The sequence below is a fragment of the Rouxiella sp. S1S-2 genome, from assembly GCF_009208105.1.
In the GTDB taxonomy this organism is placed as follows: Bacteria; Pseudomonadota; Gammaproteobacteria; order Enterobacterales; family Enterobacteriaceae; genus Rouxiella.
Window position 1 is genome coordinate 4,395,060 of sequence record NZ_WFKL01000001.1, and the last position, 20,058, is coordinate 4,415,117.

Annotated in this window: 21 protein-coding genes; 15 read left to right on the forward strand and 6 right to left on the reverse strand. The window is 50.1% G+C overall.

All coding sequences use genetic code 11. The annotated features are described in order from the left end of the window. Positions 1–205: 205 nt before the first annotated feature. A complete protein-coding gene (tig, locus tag GA565_RS20170) occupies positions 206–1,510 on the reverse strand; it encodes a trigger factor (protein ID WP_055776792.1) in 1,305 nt (434 codons plus the stop codon). A gap of 405 nt (positions 1,511–1,915) precedes the next feature. After that, complete coding sequence (gene bolA, locus GA565_RS20180) at positions 1,916–2,230, reverse strand: transcriptional regulator BolA (protein ID WP_055776782.1); 315 nt, start codon at positions 2,228–2,230, stop codon at positions 1,916–1,918. A 315-nt stretch (positions 2,231–2,545) separates the two neighbouring features. On the opposite strand from bolA, the gene GA565_RS20185 reads away from it, so the two are divergent. The 8 genes from GA565_RS20185 (at position 2,546) to GA565_RS20220 (ending at position 11,662) form a co-directional block, all read left to right on the forward strand. After that, complete coding sequence (locus tag GA565_RS20185) at positions 2,546–3,124, forward strand: lipoprotein (protein WP_152200377.1); 579 nt, start codon at positions 2,546–2,548, stop codon at positions 3,122–3,124. 153 nt (positions 3,125–3,277) lie between these two features. Further along, entirely contained in the window at positions 3,278–4,756 is a 1,479-nt protein-coding gene (gene ampG / locus GA565_RS20190) for a muropeptide MFS transporter AmpG (RefSeq protein WP_152200379.1), read from the forward strand. A gap of 543 nt (positions 4,757–5,299) precedes the next feature. Further along, complete coding sequence (gene cyoA, locus GA565_RS20195; RefSeq protein ID WP_055776778.1) at positions 5,300–6,253, forward strand: cytochrome o ubiquinol oxidase subunit II; 954 nt, start codon at positions 5,300–5,302, stop codon at positions 6,251–6,253. Positions 6,254–6,256: 3 nt separating this feature from the next. Continuing rightward, positions 6,257–8,248, forward strand: a complete 1,992-nt coding sequence (cyoB, locus tag GA565_RS20200; protein WP_055776775.1) for a cytochrome o ubiquinol oxidase subunit I — start codon at positions 6,257–6,259, stop codon at positions 8,246–8,248. Beyond that, on the forward strand, positions 8,238–8,855 hold the full coding sequence (locus GA565_RS20205; protein ID WP_055776771.1) for a cytochrome o ubiquinol oxidase subunit III: 618 nt from the start codon (positions 8,238–8,240) through the stop codon (positions 8,853–8,855). The genes cyoB and GA565_RS20205 overlap by 11 nt, the downstream gene beginning before the upstream one ends. Beyond that, positions 8,852–9,184 (forward strand): cytochrome o ubiquinol oxidase subunit IV, encoded by a 333-nt coding sequence (locus GA565_RS20210; protein WP_055776767.1) that lies wholly within the window; start codon positions 8,852–8,854, stop codon positions 9,182–9,184. Before GA565_RS20205 ends, GA565_RS20210 begins: the two co-directional genes overlap by 4 nt. 17 nt (positions 9,185–9,201) lie before the next feature. Next, the gene (cyoE, locus tag GA565_RS20215; protein ID WP_055776763.1) at positions 9,202–10,089 is read left to right on the forward strand and encodes a heme o synthase; all 888 of its coding nucleotides are present in this window, start codon (positions 9,202–9,204) and stop codon (positions 10,087–10,089) included. Positions 10,090–10,270: 181 nt separating this feature from the next. Continuing rightward, a complete protein-coding gene (locus GA565_RS20220) occupies positions 10,271–11,662 on the forward strand; it encodes an MFS transporter (protein WP_255474473.1) in 1,392 nt (463 codons plus the stop codon). 105 nt (positions 11,663–11,767) lie between these two features. Here GA565_RS20220 and GA565_RS20225 read toward each other — a convergent pair whose 3' ends face one another. The 3 genes from GA565_RS20225 to GA565_RS20235 form a co-directional block, all read right to left on the reverse strand. Further along, complete coding sequence (locus GA565_RS20225; RefSeq protein WP_055776757.1) at positions 11,768–12,259, reverse strand: YajQ family cyclic di-GMP-binding protein; 492 nt, start codon at positions 12,257–12,259, stop codon at positions 11,768–11,770. Between the two features lie 137 nt (positions 12,260–12,396). Beyond that, entirely contained in the window at positions 12,397–12,720 is a 324-nt protein-coding gene (locus tag GA565_RS20230) for an AzlD domain-containing protein (protein WP_055776755.1), read from the reverse strand. Next, a complete protein-coding gene (locus tag GA565_RS20235) occupies positions 12,717–13,388 on the reverse strand; it encodes an AzlC family ABC transporter permease (RefSeq protein ID WP_084982382.1) in 672 nt (223 codons plus the stop codon). The genes GA565_RS20230 and GA565_RS20235 overlap by 4 nt, the downstream gene beginning before the upstream one ends. 102 nt (positions 13,389–13,490) lie before the next feature. Here GA565_RS20235 and GA565_RS20240 point away from each other — a divergent pair, with 102 nt between their 5' ends. The 5 genes from GA565_RS20240 (at position 13,491) to GA565_RS20260 (ending at position 17,047) form a co-directional block, all read left to right on the forward strand. Further along, a complete protein-coding gene (locus GA565_RS20240; RefSeq protein ID WP_152200383.1) occupies positions 13,491–14,039 on the forward strand; it encodes a helix-turn-helix domain-containing protein in 549 nt (182 codons plus the stop codon). A gap of 159 nt (positions 14,040–14,198) precedes the next feature. Continuing rightward, positions 14,199–15,113, forward strand: coding sequence for a 2-dehydropantoate 2-reductase (gene panE, locus GA565_RS20245; protein WP_152200384.1), 915 nt, complete (start codon positions 14,199–14,201; stop codon positions 15,111–15,113). Further along, the gene (yajL, locus tag GA565_RS20250; protein ID WP_152200386.1) at positions 15,073–15,663 is read left to right on the forward strand and encodes a protein deglycase YajL; all 591 of its coding nucleotides are present in this window, start codon (positions 15,073–15,075) and stop codon (positions 15,661–15,663) included. Before panE ends, yajL begins: the two co-directional genes overlap by 41 nt. A 100-nt stretch (positions 15,664–15,763) precedes the next feature. Next, entirely contained in the window at positions 15,764–16,144 is a 381-nt protein-coding gene (locus GA565_RS20255; RefSeq protein ID WP_152200388.1) for a hypothetical protein, read from the forward strand. 201 nt (positions 16,145–16,345) lie between these two features. Next, the gene (locus GA565_RS20260; protein ID WP_226951051.1) at positions 16,346–17,047 is read left to right on the forward strand and encodes a phosphatase PAP2 family protein; all 702 of its coding nucleotides are present in this window, start codon (positions 16,346–16,348) and stop codon (positions 17,045–17,047) included. A gap of 92 nt (positions 17,048–17,139) precedes the next feature. On the opposite strand, the gene thiI is transcribed toward GA565_RS20260, so the two are convergent. Further along, positions 17,140–18,588: a tRNA uracil 4-sulfurtransferase ThiI gene (thiI, locus tag GA565_RS20265; RefSeq protein WP_152200391.1), complete on the reverse strand. Its 1,449-nt coding sequence runs from the start codon at positions 18,586–18,588 to the stop codon at positions 17,140–17,142. Positions 18,589–18,834: 246 nt separating this feature from the next. Here thiI and xseB point away from each other — a divergent pair, with 246 nt between their 5' ends. Continuing rightward, entirely contained in the window at positions 18,835–19,077 is a 243-nt protein-coding gene (gene xseB / locus GA565_RS20270; RefSeq protein ID WP_055776732.1) for an exodeoxyribonuclease VII small subunit, read from the forward strand. A 6-nt stretch (positions 19,078–19,083) separates the two neighbouring features. Beyond that, on the forward strand, positions 19,084–20,013 hold the full coding sequence (gene ispA / locus GA565_RS20275) for a (2E,6E)-farnesyl diphosphate synthase (protein ID WP_152200393.1): 930 nt from the start codon (positions 19,084–19,086) through the stop codon (positions 20,011–20,013). Positions 20,014–20,058 lie beyond the last annotated feature (45 nt).

Genomic DNA, 20,058 nt, shown 5'->3' on the forward strand with positions numbered 1-20,058 from the left:
TCCATTGAGCAAACAAATAGCTCAATTATTGTACTTATTGCCAATTTTTCGGTTATCACTCTGATAAATATAGTGCAATGTCTAACAAATATAGAGTACTGGCATTCGAAAAAACCAGCTAAAAGCCAGAAAAGGCAAAATAAAAAGCCCGTAGCGCAAACTACGGGCTTGGACTTCTGAATCAGATTAACCTACAGCGTAAATCTTACGCTGGAGTATTTTGGTTCATCAGCTCGGTAAAGGTCGTGGCTTTCTCAGTCACTTTCGCTTTAGACAGCAGGGTCTCGACGGCTTGTTCTTCCAGCGCGACGTTACGCATGTTGTTCATCAGCTCTTTATTTTTGCTGTAGAATTCAACAACTTCTGATGGATCTTCGTAAGCGGAAGCCATTTCTTCGATCAGCGCTTTAACGCGATCTTCGTCAGCTTTCAGTTCGTGCTGGCTGATAACTTCACCCAACAGCAGGCCGACAACAACGCGTTGCTTAGCTTGCTCTTCGAACAGTTCACGTGGCAGTTCCAGGGCTTGTTTCTCGTTGCCACCGAAACGCTGTGCAGCCTGGCGACGCAGAACGTCAACTTCGCTGTCGATCAGTGCAGACGGAACGTCGATTTCGTTAGCCTTGACCAGACCTTCGATTGCCTGAGACTTGATGCGATTACGCACCGCGCCTTTCAGCTCACGGTCCATATTTTTACGCACTTCGGCACGCAGACCTTCTACAGAACCATCAGCTACGCCGAAACGTTTGATGAACTCTTCAGTCAGTTCTGGCAGTTCGCGCTCTTCAACTTTCTTCAACACGATAGCGAACTTGGCTTCTTTCCCTTTCAGATTTTCAGCGTGGTAGTCTTCTGGGAAGTTCACGTCGATAGTGAATTCTTCACCGGCTTTATGACCGACCAGACCTTCTTCGAAGCCTGGGATCATGCGGCCCTGGCCCATAGCCAGTACGAAATCAGACGCTTTGCCGCCTTCAAACTCTTCGCCGTCGATAGAACCGGAGAAATCAACGGTGACGCGGTCTTCAGCTTTAACGGCCGCTTCAGATTCTTTCCAGTCAGCCTGCTGCTTGCGCAGGGTTTCCAGCATGGTGTCAACGTCAGCTTCGTTCACTTCAACAACCGGTTTTTCTACTTCGATGCTTTCCAGATCTTTCAGTTCAACTTCTGGGTAAACTTCGAACTCAACGGTGAAGTTGAAATCTTCGCCCACTTTGTAGTCGCCTGGAACATAGTTAGGCGCGCCAGCTGGATTGATTTTTTCTTTGATGATTGCATCAACAAAGCTGCGCTGCATCACGTCGCCCAATACGTCTTGACGGACGCTGGCACCGTAACGCTGTTCAACGATGTTTTTTGGAACGTGGCCCTTGCGGAAGCCGTCGATACGAACATTTTTAGCCGCTTTGGCCAGTTCGCTGGTCACTGCTTTTTCAATGCTGTCAGCAGGAACAGTAATAGCGATACGGCGACCAAGGCCTTGAGTGGTTTCAACAGAAACTTGCATCTTGTTACCTCAAAAAAATCACAGTGCTCGGTCAATCCCGAACCGGGACGCATCAAGCAGAACCCAAGCTCAGTGTTCGAGAAAGTCCCGAAACCATTCCGGAAAAATAAGACGCGACATTATAGCGGCGCAACAGCAGCGAGTCGAGGACGGTTATCTCAAAGCCTGATTCTTCATGGCTCGTCCGTGATGGCGCTCGCTTACTGGCGAGTTCAATCCCTCGAAATACATCATGTTGCAGAACCTAAACTACCTTGCCGTTAGCCTTTATGTAGACATAACAAAAAACGGCCCGCAGGCCGTTTCGAAATTCGCCTCTACTAATACAGCAACTTGGGGGCAAAGTTCCAGAGATACTGTCGATTAATAGAGATTTAGTGGGTATTTTGCTTAAAAAAAACCGTTTCAGGCAAGCGTTCCTGCACCACGGCACGGTGGAGAAGCGGGAACAGTGTCCTGCAACCCCTCCCACTCTTTCAGCGTGTAGGTGTGCAGCGCCAGGGCGTGAACGCTGCCGGCCAGCTCCTCTGACAGCACAGAATAAATTGCGCGGTGACGGGATAAAAAGCGCTCACCCAGGAATTTATCGCTGACCATCACGACCTTAAAGTGGCTCTCTGAACCCGCCGGTACATTGTGGCGATAACTTTCGTCCGTTACGTCCAAGTGCGTTGGTTCAAACGCTGCAGCTAACTTTGCTTCTATTTGCTCGCGAATCATAGCCATCTCCTTAAAAACACATCTTGCAGAGAACTCCGCCAAACTATTTCGCCGTCATAACATCAATAATAGGCTGTTTTCCGCTTTATTCTTACTTTCAATGAGAAAATATTACTTATGTGAACAAAATAGCCGTTTGGAATGCAAACGAGAATGTTCTTTAACTATTTTTTCGCACAAAGGCGATAAATTCCGTACTTTCGAGGTCCAATCTCATGGCACGCTAAACATCGGCAATGCTATGATGCTGCCAATTCTACAATGAAAACACGCCAACTCCTGACTTTGAAAAGATGGAAAATTGAGAAAATGACCATGTTGAAGAAAATCCTTTTCCCTGTACTGGCATTATTTATGCTTGCAGGTTGTGCTACCAGCAGCAACACATTGAACATTTCACCAAAAATTGCTCTGCCGACTCAGGATCCCACCCTGATGGGCGTAACAATCAGCATTAACGGCGCAGACATGCGTCAAGACAAAGCCCTCGCCAAAGTTAATCGCGATGGACAGCTGGTTTCTCTGACCCCGTCTCGCGATATGCGTTTCCTGCTGCAAGAGTCACTCGAAAAACAGATGACCGCTCGCGGCTACATGGTAGGGCCGTCTGGCGCTGTTGACCTGCAGATCGTGGTCAATCGACTGTATGCCGACGTTCAGGAAGGCAATCTGCGTTACAACATCACCACCAAGGCCGACATTTCTATTATCGCTACAGCGAAAAACGGCAACAAACAGGTTAAAAACTACAACACCAGCTACAACGTTCAGGGCGCCTTTACTGCGACCGATGCGAAAATCACTAACGTGATTAACACCGCGCTGGGTGATGTCATTTCTGACATGGCACAGGACACCAGCGTGAGCGACTTTATTAAAGCCAACTCACACTAGTCTTTGCCTCTTCTGCCCGGTGATTCCGGGCAGAAACCTTTGATTATCCTCACCGTTTACACGCCACCCGCCAATCCTTCCTTTATTATCCGCGTTTATCCTTTATCATGCCTTTGCGCCCCCTATTCAATGGCCTGCTGGAACACGGATGCTATGCTGAAACAGTACTTCAAAATCTTTACCCAACGTAATACCGCGATCCTGCTCCTGCTGGGTTTTGCATCCGGCTTACCTCTCGCTCTGACGTCCGGCACACTGCAGGCCTGGATGACGGTCGAAAATCTCGATCTCAAAACCATCGGTATTTTCTCGCTGGTTGGCCAGGCCTATGTGTTCAAATTCCTTTGGTCACCGATGATGGACCGGTATACGCCGTCATTTTTGGGCCGCCGCCGTGGCTGGTTGATAGTGACGCAGCTGCTGTTGGTGGTTTCCATTTTCGGCATGGGCTATATGAATCCGGCCAACGATCTGTTCTGGCTGGCCGCGCTGGCGGTGCTCATTGCCTTTGCCTCCGCCTCGCAAGACATCGTGTTTGACGCTTATAAAACCGATCTGTTGAGCGCCGAGGAACGCGGCAATGGTGCGGCCGTGTCGGTGCTGGGATATCGGCTGGCCATGTTGGTTTCTGGTGGACTGGCCTTATGGCTGGCCGACCGTTATCTCGGCTGGCAACATACCTATTGGCTGATGGCCGCGCTGATGCTTATCGGCGTAGTGGCCACTCTTTTTGCCCCAGAGCCAGAGGTTAATCAACCGGCCCCTACCAGCATGGAAATGGCGGTAGTTGCCCCCCTTAAAGACTTTTTTGGCCGCAATAATGCCTGGCTTATTCTTCTATTAATCGTGATGTACAAACTCGGTGACGCTTTTGCGGGTAGCCTGAGCACCACTTTCCTTATTAGGGGCGTAGGGTTTGACGCGGGCGAAGTTGGGCTGGTTAACAAAACGCTCGGGCTGTTGGCGACTATTTTCGGTGCGCTGCTCGGTGGCGTGCTGATGCAACGCCTTAGCTTGTTCAAGGCGCTGATGCTGTTTGGCATTTTACAGGGCGTGTCGAATGCCGGTTACTGGATACTGGCCATCACGGATAAACATCTCTATTCGATGGGCACGGCCATCTTCTTCGAAAACCTGTGTGGTGGTATGGGCACGGCGGCCTTCGTCGCGTTGTTAATGGCGCTGTGCAACAAATCCTTTTCCGCTACCCAGTTTGCTCTGCTTTCCGCGCTTTCGGCGGTGGGACGAGTGTATGTTGGCCCCATTGCCGGCTGGTTTGTCGAAGCCAACGGCTGGCCGCTGTTCTACTTGTTCTCGATTGTTGCCTCCATTCCAGGCCTGGTATTGCTGGCCCTGTGCCGACAGACGCTGGAACATACTCAGCATACCGATTCGTTTTTGCCTCGGGTGCATTTTGCCTCAGCTTATCGTTGGGCGTTGCGTTTGCTACTGATCGGCAGTGTGTTACTGGCCGTGTGGGTTATCCTCCTTATTACCGACGGACTACGCTGGACTGACTTACCGCTGCTGGCCGCCAAAACCGTACAGCTTGGCGCCCTGCTCTGCCTAGTAGGAATTGCGCTGGGCAGCCTGCTGGATTTCCTCGCCCTGCGCCGTCATCAGCGAGTTTAGCGAAACGCTGGCAAGAGTGGAAAACTGGTCTACACTGCTCATATCGACCGCCTTTACAGCGTCATATCTTCTCTTCCCTAGGTGCACATTTGTTGTGTATCCTGGGGATTCAATGTTGTTATTTCGTTAATATCTTGATTTACTCTTAACGCCATCAAAAAAAGCCTTAACACCAATAAAAAATTATTTCCCACTTACAACTTGTTTCAGACGTCTTTTTTTTTCAGCGAATTTTTAATTTTAATTTCACGCAATTTCAACATTCTGTTTACATAATTTATACCTATCGCGATCATTAAAAAAAGGCACTAAATATCCATACTGTTGCTACGTCTTGTTTTTCCTCCACATAGTGAGGGAAAATAGCGCAAGGTACTGTTGCCACAAGGAAATTGTCACTTCCCGTAACATGTGTGACCACGTTAACATAAAGTGTGGGACGTGCATTTACACTGCTTTAAGCGTGTTTACAGTACCGTAACCTTCCCGTAAAATGCCCGCACACATGAAGCGACAATAGAGCCCTGTTATTGAGGTCGTTAGATGAGACTTAAGAAATACAATAAAAGTATTGGGATGTTGTCTATATTTGCATCCACTGTAATGTTAAGTGGTTGCAATACGGCACTGATGGATCCCAAGGGAGCAATTGGACTGGAGCAAAGAACGCTGATACTGACAGCGATCGGATTAATGCTGATCGTCGTTATACCAGTAATCATTATGGCTTTTGCATTTGCATGGAAGTATCGCGCTTCTAATACAGACGCTAAGTACAGTCCTAATTGGTCACACTCCAACAAAGTAGAAGCTGTGGTATGGACCATCCCCGTTATCATCATTGCCATTTTGGCAACGATAACCTGGAAAACCACCCACGAGCTTGACCCGTATAAGCCTATCGTTACCAACGAAAAGCCGATGGTCGTTGAGGTAGTTTCTCTCGATTGGAAATGGCTGTTTATTTATCCAGAGCAGGGTATCGCAACGGTAAATGAGTTGGTTATCCCTAAAGATGTGCCGGTTCAGTTCAAATTGACGTCCGATTCTGTCATGAACTCCTTCTTTATCCCGCAGTTAGGGGGGCAGATTTACGCGATGCCAGGTATGCAGACTCAGTTGCACTTGATTGCAAACGAAGCCGGCACCTATAAAGGCATTTCAGCAAACTACAGTGGTCGCGGCTTCTCAGGTATGAAGTTCAACGCTATTGCTACCCCTACCCGTGCAGATTTTGATACGTGGGTTGCTAAAGTTAAGCAAGCGCCGAATCAGCTTGCAGCAATGACTGATTTCAAGAAGCTGGCAGCGGACAGTATCGACAACCCAGTCGAATACTTCTCTACCGTTCAGCCGGACCTGTTCAAATCAATCATTGGTCAATATTCGCATGATATGAATATGCCAGCTGGGCACACAATGCCTATGCCAGCAGGTACAGACATGAAAGGCATGGATATGGGTGATAAGTCTCACACTGCCGGAGCCGGGGAATAAACGATGTTCGGAAAACTAACGCTAAGTGACATTCCATTTGACGTACCAATCGTCATGGTTACTGTTGGCGCAATCATTCTCGGCGGTCTCGCCCTGGTTGCCGCAATAACCTATTTCGGTAAATGGAAATATCTGTGGTCAGAGTGGATTACCTCTGTTGACCACAAAAAACTGGGTATCATGTACATCATCCTTGCGATTGTCATGCTTATCCGCGGCTTTGCTGACGCCGTTATGATGCGTAGCCAACAGGTTATGGCGTCTGAGGGCAGTCCCGGCTTCTTGCCACCTCATCACTACGACCAAATCTTTACCGCGCACGGCGTAATCATGATCTTCTTCATGGCGATGCCTTTCGTTATCGGTCTGATGAACGTGGTGGTACCGCTACAAATCGGTGCGCGCGACGTTGCCTTCCCGTTCCTGAACAACATCAGCTTCTGGTTTACCGCCGTTGCTGTGGTACTTATCAACATCTCTCTGGGTATTGGTGAGTTCGCACAGACTGGCTGGTTGGCCTATCCGCCGTTGTCAGGTAAGGAATACAGCCCGGGCGTGGGGGTCGATTACTGGATATGGAGTCTACAGATATCCGGTATAGGGACCTTGCTAACCGGTGTTAACTTCTTCGCCACCATCATGAAGATGCGTGCGCCTGGTATGCCGCTGATGAAAATGCCGGTATTTACCTGGGCCGCACTGTGCACCAACGTTCTGATCATAATCTCGTTCCCGATCCTGACCGTTACCATTGCACTGCTGACTTTCGACCGCTATCTGGGCACCCATTTCTTTACCAATGATATGGGCGGCAACATGATGATGTACATCAACCTGATTTGGGCCTGGGGCCATCCGGAAGTGTATATCCTTGTTCTGCCAGTGTTCGGTGTGTTCTCTGAAGTTACCGCAACCTTCTCCAAGAAACGCCTGTTTGGTTATACCTCATTAGTATGGGCAACCATTGCCATTACTGTGCTGGCGTTCGTGGTATGGCTGCACCACTTCTTCACCATGGGTTCAGGCGCTAACGTCAATGCCTTCTTCGGCATCATGACGATGATTATTTCTATCCCTACCGGGGTTAAAATCTTCAACTGGCTGTTCACCATGTATCAGGGTCGTATCACCCTGAACGCCGCTATGCTGTGGACCATCGGTTTCATCATCACCTTCTCTGTGGGGGGTATGACCGGCGTTCTGCTGGCGGTTCCTGGTGCTGACTTCGTGCTGCACAACAGTCTGTTCCTGATTGCTCACTTCCATAACGTGATTATCGGGGGTGTGGTCTTCGGTTGCTTCGCAGGTATGACTTACTGGTTCCCTAAATCATTCGGCTTCACGCTGAACGAAAAATGGGGCGTGCGTGCGTTCTGGTTCTGGATTATCGGTTTCTTCGTTGCCTTTATGCCGCTGTACGCGCTGGGCTTCATGGGGATGACCCGTCGTCTGAGCCAAAACATCGATCCGCAGTTCCACGCATTGCTGGTTGTTGCAGCGTTCGGTGCTGCGTTAATCGCCATTGGTATCGCCTGTATCTTCATCATGTTCTACGTCTCTATTCGTGACCGTGAACAGAATCGTGATTTGACCGGTGACCCATGGGGTGCACGTACTCTGGAGTGGGCAACCTCTTCTCCTCCTCCGTTCTACAACTTCGCCATCGTGCCACATATCCACGACCGCGATGAGTTCTGGGACATGAAAGAGAAAGGGACTGCTTATAAGAAACCGGCTAAATATGAAAAAATTCATATGCCTAAGAACAGTGGCGCAGGCTTCGTCATCGCTATGTTCAGCCTGGCCTTCGGTTTCGCAGCAATCTGGGACATGTGGTGGTTAGTGATCGTCGGCTTACTGGGCGTGGTCATCACCTGGATCTGGAAAAGCTTCGACGAGGATGTTGACTACTACGTTTCAGTTGAAGAAGTTGAGCGTATTGAAAACCAACATTATGAAAATATCAGCAAAGCGGGCGTGAAACATGGCAACTGATTCCCTGAATCCCCACAGCGCGGTCCATGATGATCATGGGCACCACGACGCGGGTGAGACTAAAGTCTTTGGCTTCTGGATTTACCTGATGAGCGACTGCGTATTGTTTGCAAGCCTGTTTGCAACCTTCGCAGTACTGGTACACGGGACCGCTGGCGGTCCCTCTGGTAAAGACATTTTCGAGCTACCGTTTGTATTGGTAGAAACCTTCTGCCTGCTGTTTAGTTCTATTACTTACGGCTTCGCAATGCTGGGTATGAGCAAAGGTAACGCAGGCGCTGTTAAAGGCTGGCTGTTTGTTACTTTCCTGTTCGGTCTTGGCTTCATCGGCATGGAACTCTATGAGTTCCATCACCTGATTGCTGAAGGTTTCGGTCCGGATCGCAGCGGCTTCCTGTCTGCCTTCTTTGCACTGGTTGCTACGCACGGTCTGCACGTAACCTGCGGTCTGATTTGGATAATCACTATGATTGTACAAATCAACCGTCGCGGTTTGACCGCTGTTAACCAAACGCGTCTGATGTGCCTAAGCCTGTTCTGGCACTTCTTGGACGTAGTATGGATTTGTGTATTCACCGTTGTTTATCTGATGGGAGTTCTGGCATGAGTCATTCAACAACCTCTCACGGCGGTGCTAGCCACGGTAGCTTCAAGTCGTACATGATTGGCTTCGTTCTGTCGATTATCCTGACGGTAATCCCGTTTGCGATGGTGATGAGCAATACCGCATCACACTCGCTGATTTTGGGCACTGTCATTGCTTCGGCGATAATCCAGATCGTAGTTCATCTGGTGTATTTCCTGCACATGAATACATCATCGGAAGGACGCTGGAACCTGATTGCGTTCCTGTTCACCGCTGTGATTATCTTTATCGTTGTTGTGGGCTCACTGTGGATTATGTATAACCTCAACCTCAATATGATGGTCAGTTAAAAGCCGAGCTGCATGTGATGATTAAGAAATACCTGCAAGTAACTAAACCAGGAATTATTTTCGGTAATTTAATTTCTGTCGTCGGGGGATTCCTCCTTGCTTCCAAAGGAAGCATCGATTTCCCTCTCTTTCTCGCTGCATTTGTAGGCGTCTCGTTGGTGGTTGCGTCGGGCTGTGTGTTTAACAACTACATAGACCGCGACATCGACAAGGTAATGGAAAGAACGAAGAACCGAGTTCTGGTAAAAGGACTTATACCGCCGAAAACCACCCTGGTTTACGCTACTATCCTGGGTATTTTAGGCTTTGCACTGCTGTACGTTGGCGCCAACCCGTTGTCTATGTGGTTGGCGGTCATGGGCTTTGTGGTTTATGTCGGCATTTACAGCCTGTACATGAAACGCAACTCCGTGTACGGCACGCTGATTGGTAGCTTATCCGGCGCTGCGCCGCCGGTTATCGGATACTGCGCTGTCACCGGCCAGTTCGATATGGGTGCGTTGATCCTGCTACTGATCTTTAGCCTGTGGCAGATGCCGCATTCTTATGCGATTGCTATCTTCCGCTTTAAAGATTATCAAGCAGCAAACATTCCGGTTCTGCCGGTTGTTAAAGGCGTTGCGGTTGCCAAGCATCATATTACGGTCTGGATCCTGGCCTTTATGATTGCCACTTTGATGCTCACACTGAGCGGTTACGCAGGGTATAAATACCTGATCGTTGCCGCCGCGGTCAGCGTTTGGTGGTTGGGCATGGCACTGCGCGGATACAAAACTGAAAATGATATCGTATGGGCAAGAAAGCTGTTTATCTTCTCCATCGTTGCCATCACTTCACTGAGTGTCATGATGTCTATCGACTTTAACGCCGCAGCACCGAACAGCTTACTGACCTACGTTTGGTAAGCCGGGCGGTTAACAGCAAATGAAAAATGGCCGGTATCGCTACCGGCCATTTTTTTTGGAATGAATACAGTTTCCTGTCTAATACTCGCGCAGTAAAAGTATTTTCTCGTCAATATTGAGAAATCTGAAATATCTGCTAAACATCCAGCGATTTACCTGCATACAAAAAAGCCACTACAATATCGCTGTTTGTAATTTTGAGGTAGCAATGAACGATAACCAAATGACCCGTCAGGAAAGTCGGGCGACCTGGGGACTAGGGACAGTATTTTCACTACGCATGCTCGGCATGTTCATGGTTCTTCCGGTTCTGACCACTTACGGTATGTCATTATCCGGCGCGAGCGAAACGCTCATCGGTATCGCCATCGGTATTTATGGACTGGCTCAGGCCATTTTCCAGATCCCCTTCGGTCTGCTCTCTGACCGCGTAGGTCGCAAACCGCTTATCGTCTTCGGACTGCTTATTTTCACAATGGGTAGCGTGGTTGCCGCCAGCACAGATTCTATCTGGGGCGTGATTATTGGCCGTGCGTTGCAGGGTTCAGGGGCGATTGCCGCCGCCGTTATGGCGCTGCTTTCCGACCTGACGCGCGAGCAAAATCGCACCAAGGCTATGGCGTTTATCGGTATCAGTTTCGGCATTACTTTTGCCATTGCGATGGTGCTTGGTCCCATCATCACCCACGCTTGGGGTCTACACGCGCTGTTTTGGGCAATTGCTGCATTAACAATTTGCGGCATCGTGATCACTCTTGCGGTTGTCCCCTCCCCCGCTTCACATCTTCTTAATCGTGAGTCGAGTGTGGTAAAAGGCAGCTTCAGTAAAGTGTTGTCCAACAGCAAATTACTGAAACTTAACTTTGGCATTCTTTGCCTGCACATTCTGCTGATGTCGAGCTTTGTGGTGCTACCACAGGTTATGGAAAAGGCCGGATTCCCGCCAAGTGAACACTGGCGCGTCTATCTGGTGACTATGTTGACCTCTTTTGTCGCGGTTATTCCGGTGATTATCTACGCCGAGACAAAGCGCCACATGAAACAGGTCTTCGTCGGCTGCGTGGTGGTATTACTGCTGGCCGAAATTGTGCTGTGGTGTGCGGGTCTGCATCTTTGGGTAATCATTGCCGGAATTCAGCTGTTCTTCCTGGCTTTTAACGTGATGGAAGCCATTCTGCCCTCGCTTATCAGCAAAGAGTCTCCGGCAGGATACAAAGGCACGGCGATGGGGCTTTATTCCACCAGCCAGTTCATCGGCGTGGCCATTGGCGGCAGCATGGGCGGCTACATTTTCGGTCATGCCGGTGCCGGTGCGGTCTTCCTGGTGTGCGCAGCAATTGCCGTGGTGTGGTTCTTTGTCAGCATGAGCATGTCCGAACCGCCTTACGTTAGCAGCATTCGAATTACGCTTTCTGAAGATGTGGCGAAAGACGTCACGCTTGCAACGCGCATGAAATCACAGCCGGGCGTTGCCGACGTCGTAGTGGTAGCAGAAGAGTTGAGTGCTTACGTGAAGGTTGATACCAAACAGACCAATCGTCAGGCGCTTGAGGCGTTTGTGAGTCAGGCCTGATTGAGGGAACAGCAACTCAGCGTTAACGGCCGAGATACGAGTTCCCCCCTCCCCCTCTCCCCGCTGAAAAAGCGCGGGGGAGAGCTGGAGAGGGGGAACAGCGACTCAGTCGCGGAAGTTTTTAAACTGGAAAGGTTGGCCCAAATCGCCGCCGCGAACCAGCGCCATTACCGCCTGTAAATCATCGCGCGCCTTACCGGTAACGCGAACTTCATCACCCTGAATCTGCGCCTGAACCTTCAGTTTGCTGTCTTTAATCAGCTTAACAATCTTCTTTGCCAATGCGCTTTCAATACCTGAATGCAGTTTGGCATCTACGCTAAAGGTTTTCCCACTGTGAGTCATCTCTTTAGGGATTTCCAGTGCGCCGCCTTCAATGTTGCGTTTCAGCAGGGCCGAACGCAGGATATCGAGCAACTGCTCAACCTGAAAATCAGAGACGCTGGCAACTTTGATACTCTCGTCTTTTTCGTTTAATTCAAAACTGGCTTCAACGTTGCGAAAATCAAAACGGTTGGCCAGATCACGGGTCGCGTTATCTACCGCGTTACGAACTTCCTGCATATCAATTTCAGAAACAATATCGAAAGATGGCATTGTTGCTTCTCCCCTAAATGTATTTGTACGTCACTTATTATGAGCATTAAACTCTGCAATGGCGGACATGATACCGACTTACTCCGTCATTGCCAAAAACAAGCCAATAAATCGGGCGCTAATGCCTGCTTTTAAGTCTATTTTAGCCCTAATAACCTAAGTCCTGCGGTAATGGCAGCCGCAACCAGGATAACCACAATCAGCGGACGACCGCGCCAGGCGAGAAACGCCGCCACCGCGACGCCCGTGGGACGCGCAAGACCGGCAAACCCCTCACCTTCATAGAAGGTCGAAATGGCGGCAACCGACAATAAAAGCGTGGTTGCCGCGTCGGCCAGTAGCGCATTGGCCGCGGGCGACAGCGAAAGACGATTGCCCAGCTTAAATCCAGCAAAACGCAGCAGGTAGGTTCCTGCAGCCAACAGCGCGATACCCCCGATGATAAGAGCGTGACTCATCATTTGTGTTTCCTCCACGCCGCAAGCCCAAGCAGAGAAAACAGTACCGGCAGTCCGGTGGTCACCAGCGGCACGGCGGCAAGCGAAATGGCCATGCCGGTCAGCGCCCGACGCCGAGTTTGATGCTTTTTGAGGGCCGAAACCGTGAGGGCCAGTAAAATAGCCGGAAAAACAGCGTCGAGTCCAATCACCTTGATATCGGGGATAATCTTCCCCAACGTTCCGCCAATCAACACACCGAGCGGCCAGCAAAGAGCAATGCCAAGCCCGCACAGCCAATAGGCGGCCCGAGATTGAGCATGGCCATTTTGCGAAACGCCAAACACCACGCTCTCGTCATTCATAATGTGGCAACCCAGTAGCTGAGTCGCACGATGCTTACCCATCAATCCTTTAACCGTCATCCCAAAAGGCAAATGACGAGCATTCACCAACAGTCCTGCGGCTGCGGCAGCAAACGGACTGCCGCCCCCAGCAACAATGCTGATAAAGAGAAATTCCGACGCTCCAGCCAACACCAGCAAGGAAAGCGCCATCGGTACCCACAGCGGAAAATCACTGGCCGTGGCCAAAGAACCGTATGATAGCCCAACAATTCCGTCGGCCAGGCAGACCAGTGCTATCGCCTTAATCACATCGCCCCCGAGCGGCGTAATCAATGTTTTACGCATTTTTACTATCCCATAACGAACGCTAAGGCTGTTATAATGAACAACTGGCGAATAACTTTCAAGGCGAACGAACGTTCGATATAAAAAACACTGGTAGCCATTATGACTCAACCCATCAGTATTATTGCGAAAGCGCTCGTTCGTGAGCGGCAAAGAACCGGCCTGTCTTTGGCCGAAATCTCTCGTCGCGCCGGAATAGCAAAATCCACCCTGTCGCAGCTGGAGTCAGGCAACGGCAACCCGAGCATCGAAACACTGTGGTCGCTTTGCGTCGCGCTGGATATTCCCTTTGCGCGGCTGATGGAACCACAGGTTATTACCTCGCAGGTTATCCGGTTCGGTGAAGGACCTTCGGTTACGGCCGAGATGGCGCACTATAAAGCCATTCTGCTGGCCACCTGCCCGCCCGGTGCAAGGAGAGATATCTACCAGCTGATTACCCAGCCGGGGGACGATCGCCACTCACATCCGCACTCAGCGGGGTCGATTGAGCATATCATCGTGACCAAAGGTCGTGCGCTGATAGGTCCTATCGACAGTCCTGTGGAATTAAATCCCGGTGACTATATTTGCTACCCCGGTGATCAACCGCACATTTTCAAAGCATTAGAGCCAGATACGCATGCCATTCTGGTCTCCGAGCAAAATTAACGCCCAGGTTAAAAGTGTGATCCGCTGCACAAAAGACTATACTAAGAAGGTAAATTTTACATTTTTGCAACATTGCAACTTTTGCAAAAAAACCCAATATTTATGCGCCTGTAGACTGGGTGTTTCAGCAGCAAAAATACGGGGTATAAAGGAGTAGAGATGAAGATTACTGTTTTAGGGTGCGGTGCCCTGGGGCAACTCTGGCTGTCCACACTGTATCAGCAGGGGCATGACGTGCAGGGATGGATCCGTATTCCCCAGCCGTTTTGCGCAGTCAACGTGATTTTCCCTGACGGTCAGGCGTTTAACCGCAATCTGCCGACTAACGACCCACAGCATTTAGCTGAAAGCCAGCTGCTACTGGTTACGCTGAAAGCCTGGCAGGTCTCAAGCGCACTCAGTTCGCTGCTGCCACTACTCAACGAAAATTGCGCTATTTTATTGCTGCATAACGGCATGGGCGCGGTGGATGAACTGCCGGCGCACCGGCTGCCCATTCTACTTGGCGCAACCACCCACGCAGCGCGTCATGAAGGCAATGCGATTGTTCACGTTGCTTCAGGCATTACCCACATTGGCCCCGCCAACGCGCGCGGCGCGGCGACAAGTTATCTGGCAGATCAATTGCACGATGCTCTGCCCGACGTCGCCTGGCACGACAATATTCTGCCTTCCTTGTGGAACAAACTGGCGGTGAACTGCGTGATTAATCCGCTGACCGCATTGCATGATTGCACCAACGGCGACCTGATTACCTACGGCGAGCAGATCGAAAAAATTTGCTCAGAGGTGGCGGAAGTGATGGCTATCGAGGGTTATCAAACCCACAAAGAGTCGCTGCTGAGCTATGTTTACCAGGTTATCGACACCACGTCGGCCAATCACTCTTCCATGCTGCAGGATATCCGCAATCAGCGGCATACAGAAATTGATTACATCACCGGTTATGTCTTGCGCCGTGGCCGCAGTCACGGTCTGCAACTGCCGGTGAACAACCGGTTATTCGAGAAAATTAAAAGTAAGGAAAATGATTATGAGCGTTTCAGCTCTGGTATGTCTGGCACCTGGCAGTGAAGAACTGGAGGCCGTAACCGCCATTGACCTGCTGGTTCGCGCCGGTATAAAAGTCACCACTGCGAGCGTGGCCGGTGACGGTAATCGCGAAATTCGCTGCTCACGCGGTGTGACACTGTTAGCCGACGTGGCGCTGGTTGACGTTGCCGACGAAGAATACGACGCGATTGTGCTACCCGGTGGTTTAAAAGGTGCCGAATGTTTTCGCGACAGTCCGTTGCTGGTTGAAAAAGTACGTCATGTTAACGTCACCGGAAAACTGGTTGCCGCTATCTGCGCCGCACCCGCACTGGTGCTGGAATATCACGACCTGTTCCCTGTGGGAAACATGACCGGTTTCCCGGCGCTAAAAGATAAAATATCGCCAAACAAATGGATGGATAAGCGAGTGATGTTTGACCCACGCGTTAACCTTCTGACCAGCCAAGGACCGGGCACCGCTATCGAGTTTTCGTTAAAAATGATTGACTTGCTGGTGGGTAAAGCCAAGGCCGCCGAGGTTGCCGCGCAGCTGGTGCTCTATCCCGGCGTGCATAACTATCAGGATTAAGCATGATGTGGCTTGAAAAAATAATGCGATGTTATGAGCGAAATGTGTAAGCTCATAGATAACTACGGCTCTAAAATCGCATTTTTGAGCAGAGAAACCAATGACAGCAATAAAACCGACTATTTCTAATTACATACCCACTTCCATTACAGAAAAAGATAAAATCTGGATCATCGCTAATGGGATGGTTGAAAACATTGAAAAATTGAAAAATGCGGCAAAATCATTGAAAAGTAATACTTCAGTTTTCGAAAAGAAGTGCAACAAGGCTATCACCTCATTAGGTAAAATAATGAAATATCCGCAAACTGATTATTCTGTGGTTGCTTTAGCAAAATTAGGCCATCGGACGGAAAAAATCTGTACGTCATCGAAATTTGCGGCCTTACGTACAGATTCCACCAACGTAATGAATAAGGTTGATAACCAGTTGAAAATTGCGATCTTGGATCTCAGCAGGTTAACACTTGAGCATAATTAACCAGCTGGTTGACTTAGTATTCAGATCGCCTCAATTTTAAGTCATTACAGCAGTTTGCGCGACCGCTGTCACAATCAAGCCCTTTCCCCGTTGCAGTCCTATCAGTGATTGATATGATTTTATTTCTAAATATTTCATAAAGTAATAAATTCATTTTCAATCACTATAGGGAAATAGAACGTGAAGAAATTAACCTCTGCCCTGCTCGTCAGCCTGGTATTAACCGGCTATGTTCACGCCGAAGACAAACACTACCTCACGCTACAGGAAACCGCCGACAGCGTGCAACTGCTCCCCGCACCTCCGGCCTTTGACAGCGTGGCCTTTTTGGCTGACAAAGCCGCCTACGAGCAGGGTAAGTTTTTAAGAAATACGCCGCGTGGCGCGCAGGCCTACAGTGATGCCGACTCTTCAGCAGATAACGTCACCAAGAACTTCTCTGCACCGTTTGGTTTTGATATTAATGCCCAAAACACCCCGGCGACCTTTGAGCTGATTGCAACCATGAAAGAAGATGCCGGTGATTACGCCACCAAATCGGCAAAAGAAAAGTATAACCGCATCCGCCCATTCGCCTTCTTCCACGAGCCAACCTGCCGTCCAGATGACGAAAGCAAATTAGCCAAAAACGGCTCTTATCCATCGGGTCACACTGCCATTGGCTGGTCGATTGCATTGGTATTGGCGGAAATTAACCCGCAGCGCCAGAACGAAATCCTCAAACGTGGATTTGAATTAGGCCAAAGCCGCGTCATCTGTGGCTATCACTGGCAGAGTGACGTTGACGCCGCACGCGTGGTTTCATCGGGCGTGGTCGCACGACTGCACAGCAATCCTGAGTTTGTAAGCCAGTTAGCGAAGGCCAAGGAAGAGATTGCGAAACTGAAGCAAAGCGGAAAGTAATCGAGCCTTAAATAGATTTTCTAGAAAATTGCACAAAAAAAGGGACTGCATCTGCAATCCCTTTATCTTTAACGACGCGTTTCTTCCGCTGATTACGGACGATACACTTTAACGTTTTTAAAACCCTGCTCATGCAGATACAGCGCCTGCAGGCGACTCATTACACCGCGATCACAGTACAGCAAATAGGTTTTACTTTGGTCGAGCGAAGCAAACGCACCGCCCAGCTTGTAGAACGGGACTATTGCCGTTTCAACGCCTTCCAGTGCCAACGGATGCTCTTCCTGCTCGTCCGGAGCGCGAATATCCAGCACCACGTCGGTCGCGGCAAATTCGGCTACCGTTTCAACTTCGGCCACTTCCTGCTGCGTTTCTTCAGCGATGGTGCGGATGTCCTGATTTTTCGCTTCGGCAATAACTTTCTCCAGAATTGAGAAATCAAACTGCTCTTCTTCGGCTTCGATTTTGGCTTTAATCGCTTTTACCGTTGGGCTTTTGGAAATCACACCGCAGTATTCCGGCATGGTTTTCGCAAAATCTTCGGTACCGATTTGACGCGCGATATCAATAATGTGCTGTTTATCGTGAGAGATAAGCGGACGCAGAATCAGCGTGTCGGAGGCGTTATCAATCAGGCGCAGGTTAGACAGCGTCTGGCTGGAAACCTGGCCGAGTGCTTCACCGGTCACCAACGCCTGCACGCCGTAGCGCTCAGCAATAGTAGAAGCCGCGCGAACCATCATGCGCTTGAGCACCACGCCCATCTGGCCGTCTTCGATTTTCTCAAGAATTTCGCCCACCACCGGCTCAAAGTCGATAGCGATAAAGCGTACGCGGTGCGAGCTGCCGAAGCGGTTCCACAGGTAGTAAGCGACCTGTTTAACACCAATTTCATGTGCAGAACCGCCCAGATTAAAGAAGCAGTAGTGCACGCGGCTGCCACGACGCATCAGCATATAGCTGGAAACGCCGGAGTCAAAGCCGCCGGAAATCAACGACATCACGTCTTCCTGCGTGCCGATAGGGTATCCACTCAGCCCCTGATAGCGGCGCTTGATAAGCACCAGCTGGTCATCGTTAATTTCAAGCTTAACAGTGACGTCCGGATGGGTGAGGTTTACTTTGGCTGATTCAATGTGCTGGTTCAGACCACCGCCGACGTAGCGCTCTACCTCACCGGAGCTGAAGCTGTGCTTGCCGCGGCGCTTAACGCGCACACAGAAAGTTTTGCCTTCAAGCTCGTCACGGTAGGCTTCGAGCGTCTGTTCAAAGATGTGGTGCACATCGTTGAATGGGCGATCTTCGACTTCCAGAACGTGATGGATGCCTGGAATACGGCAGAGCATTTCAACAATCACGTCATGTTTGCTTTCGTCTTTGCTGCGAACTTCGATATGATCCCAGTGGCGCACGACGGCCAGGGTCTCATCGCTGGGCTTCACAACGTTACGAATGCTGCTTGCAAGTATTTTAATGAAGCGCAAACGAACAGATTGGCTCTTGATGGTGATTTCTGGAAACAATTTAATGATAAACTTCATGGCAGTCTTTTGTTAGCGGGTGAGAATACTGGGTCGTAAGTGTGTGAATAAGGATCTAGAATCAACTATTGGTAAACGTATAATTCACGGATACTGCGCTTACCAATAGATTCTGCGGCGCGGAGTATAGCATTTAAATCGGGTACTTTGCGCGCAAAAGGATGCATCATAATAGCTGGTTACCTGCGTCGTAGATATCTCATGCAGAGTTTACGACTCCCAGACCTTCGATATTGAAAGAGAATTATGCCAAAAAAAGCTGCACCACCTGCCAATTTCGAAACTGCATTGGCTGAACTGGAACACATCGTCGCCCGCCTTGAATCAGGGGAACTTCCGCTGGAAGACGCGCTGAATGAGTTTGAACAGGGCGTACAGCTTGCCCGACAGGGACAACAAAAATTACAGCAAGCTGAGCAACGCGTTCAAATCCTGCTCGACAGCGATAACGATGCCCCTTTGCAACCTTTTACACCGGAAGCTGAGTAATTCCTGATGTCCGAAACAAAACAAAAAACCGCAGCCCCAAGTTTCAGTCAGCAACTTCGCGAGGTGCAACAGCGTGTTGATGGTGTACTTGCCGCCTGCGTCGCCGAGCTGCCTTTTTCCGATACGCCGCTGGTGGCGGCGATGCGCCACGGTTCACTGTTGGGCGGCAAACGCATGCGTCCTTATTTAGTGTATGCCAGCGGGCAACTTTTCGGGCTGAGCCTCAGCAATTTGGATGCCCCAGCGGCGGCGATAGAGTGCATTCATGCCTATTCGCTGATTCATGACGATCTTCCGGCTATGGATGACGACGATCTGCGCCGTGGCCAACCGACCTGCCACGTCAAATTTGGCGAAGCCAACGCAATTCTGGCCGGTGATGCCCTGCAAACGCTGGCGTTTTCTATTCTTGCCGACGTCGCGATGCCGGACGTCGCCGCCGAAGATCGCCTGTCGATGATTTCCGAATTGGCGCGCGCCAGCGGCGTTGCCGGTATGTGCGCAGGTCAGGCTTTAGACCTCGCCGCAGAAGGTCATCAGGTTGATTTAACCGCGCTGGAGCTTATCCATCGCCACAAAACCGGCGCGCTTATCCGCGCTGCGGCACGCATTGGTGCACTGGCGGCAGGAGAACGCGGACGCGCTGCCCTGCCCTTACTCGACCGTTATGCCGAGGCGATTGGCCTCGCCTTCCAGGTTCAGGATGATATTCTGGATGTCATTGGTGATACCCAAACGCTGGGTAAACGCCAGGGCGCGGACCAACAGCTTGGTAAAAGCACCTATCCGGCCCTGCTAGGTCTGGAAGGCGCACAGGCCAAAGCCAAAGACCTTTATCAGGAAGCCGTTGCCGCCCTGGACGAGCTGGCCACACATTCTTACAACACGGCCCCATTGCTGGCGTTAGCCCGCTTTGTTATTGAGCGCGACAGCTGATTTTACTGTGATAGCTGCCGCTGCGAATGTCCAAATTACTTGGAT

Bases quoted from the DNA above. Each gene is read 5' to 3' on its own strand.
- panE (WP_152200384.1), top strand. From the start codon at position 14,199: ATGAAGATTACTGTTTTAGGGTGCGGTGCCCTGGGGCAACTCTGGCTG.
- GA565_RS20235 (WP_084982382.1), bottom strand. From the start codon at position 13,388: ATGCGTAAAACATTGATTACGCCGCTCGGGGGCGATGTGATTAAGGCG.
- xseB (WP_055776732.1), top strand. From the start codon at position 18,835: ATGCCAAAAAAAGCTGCACCACCTGCCAATTTCGAAACTGCATTGGCT.
- ampG (WP_152200379.1), top strand. From the start codon at position 3,278: ATGCTGAAACAGTACTTCAAAATCTTTACCCAACGTAATACCGCGATC.
- GA565_RS20185 (WP_152200377.1), top strand. From the start codon at position 2,546: ATGTTGAAGAAAATCCTTTTCCCTGTACTGGCATTATTTATGCTTGCA.
- GA565_RS20210 (WP_055776767.1), top strand. From the start codon at position 8,852: ATGAGTCATTCAACAACCTCTCACGGCGGTGCTAGCCACGGTAGCTTC.
- ispA (WP_152200393.1), top strand. From the start codon at position 19,084: ATGTCCGAAACAAAACAAAAAACCGCAGCCCCAAGTTTCAGTCAGCAA.
- cyoA (WP_055776778.1), top strand. From the start codon at position 5,300: ATGAGACTTAAGAAATACAATAAAAGTATTGGGATGTTGTCTATATTT.
- cyoB (WP_055776775.1), top strand. From the start codon at position 6,257: ATGTTCGGAAAACTAACGCTAAGTGACATTCCATTTGACGTACCAATC.
- cyoE (WP_055776763.1), top strand. From the start codon at position 9,202: ATGATTAAGAAATACCTGCAAGTAACTAAACCAGGAATTATTTTCGGT.
- GA565_RS20240 (WP_152200383.1), top strand. From the start codon at position 13,491: ATGACTCAACCCATCAGTATTATTGCGAAAGCGCTCGTTCGTGAGCGG.
- GA565_RS20225 (WP_055776757.1), bottom strand. From the start codon at position 12,259: ATGCCATCTTTCGATATTGTTTCTGAAATTGATATGCAGGAAGTTCGT.
- tig (WP_055776792.1), bottom strand. From the start codon at position 1,510: ATGCAAGTTTCTGTTGAAACCACTCAAGGCCTTGGTCGCCGTATCGCT.
- GA565_RS20230 (WP_055776755.1), bottom strand. From the start codon at position 12,720: ATGATGAGTCACGCTCTTATCATCGGGGGTATCGCGCTGTTGGCTGCA.
- yajL (WP_152200386.1), top strand. From the start codon at position 15,073: ATGAGCGTTTCAGCTCTGGTATGTCTGGCACCTGGCAGTGAAGAACTG.
- bolA (WP_055776782.1), bottom strand. From the start codon at position 2,230: ATGATTCGCGAGCAAATAGAAGCAAAGTTAGCTGCAGCGTTTGAACCA.
- GA565_RS20205 (WP_055776771.1), top strand. From the start codon at position 8,238: ATGGCAACTGATTCCCTGAATCCCCACAGCGCGGTCCATGATGATCAT.
- thiI (WP_152200391.1), bottom strand. From the start codon at position 18,588: ATGAAGTTTATCATTAAATTGTTTCCAGAAATCACCATCAAGAGCCAA.
- GA565_RS20255 (WP_152200388.1), top strand. From the start codon at position 15,764: ATGACAGCAATAAAACCGACTATTTCTAATTACATACCCACTTCCATT.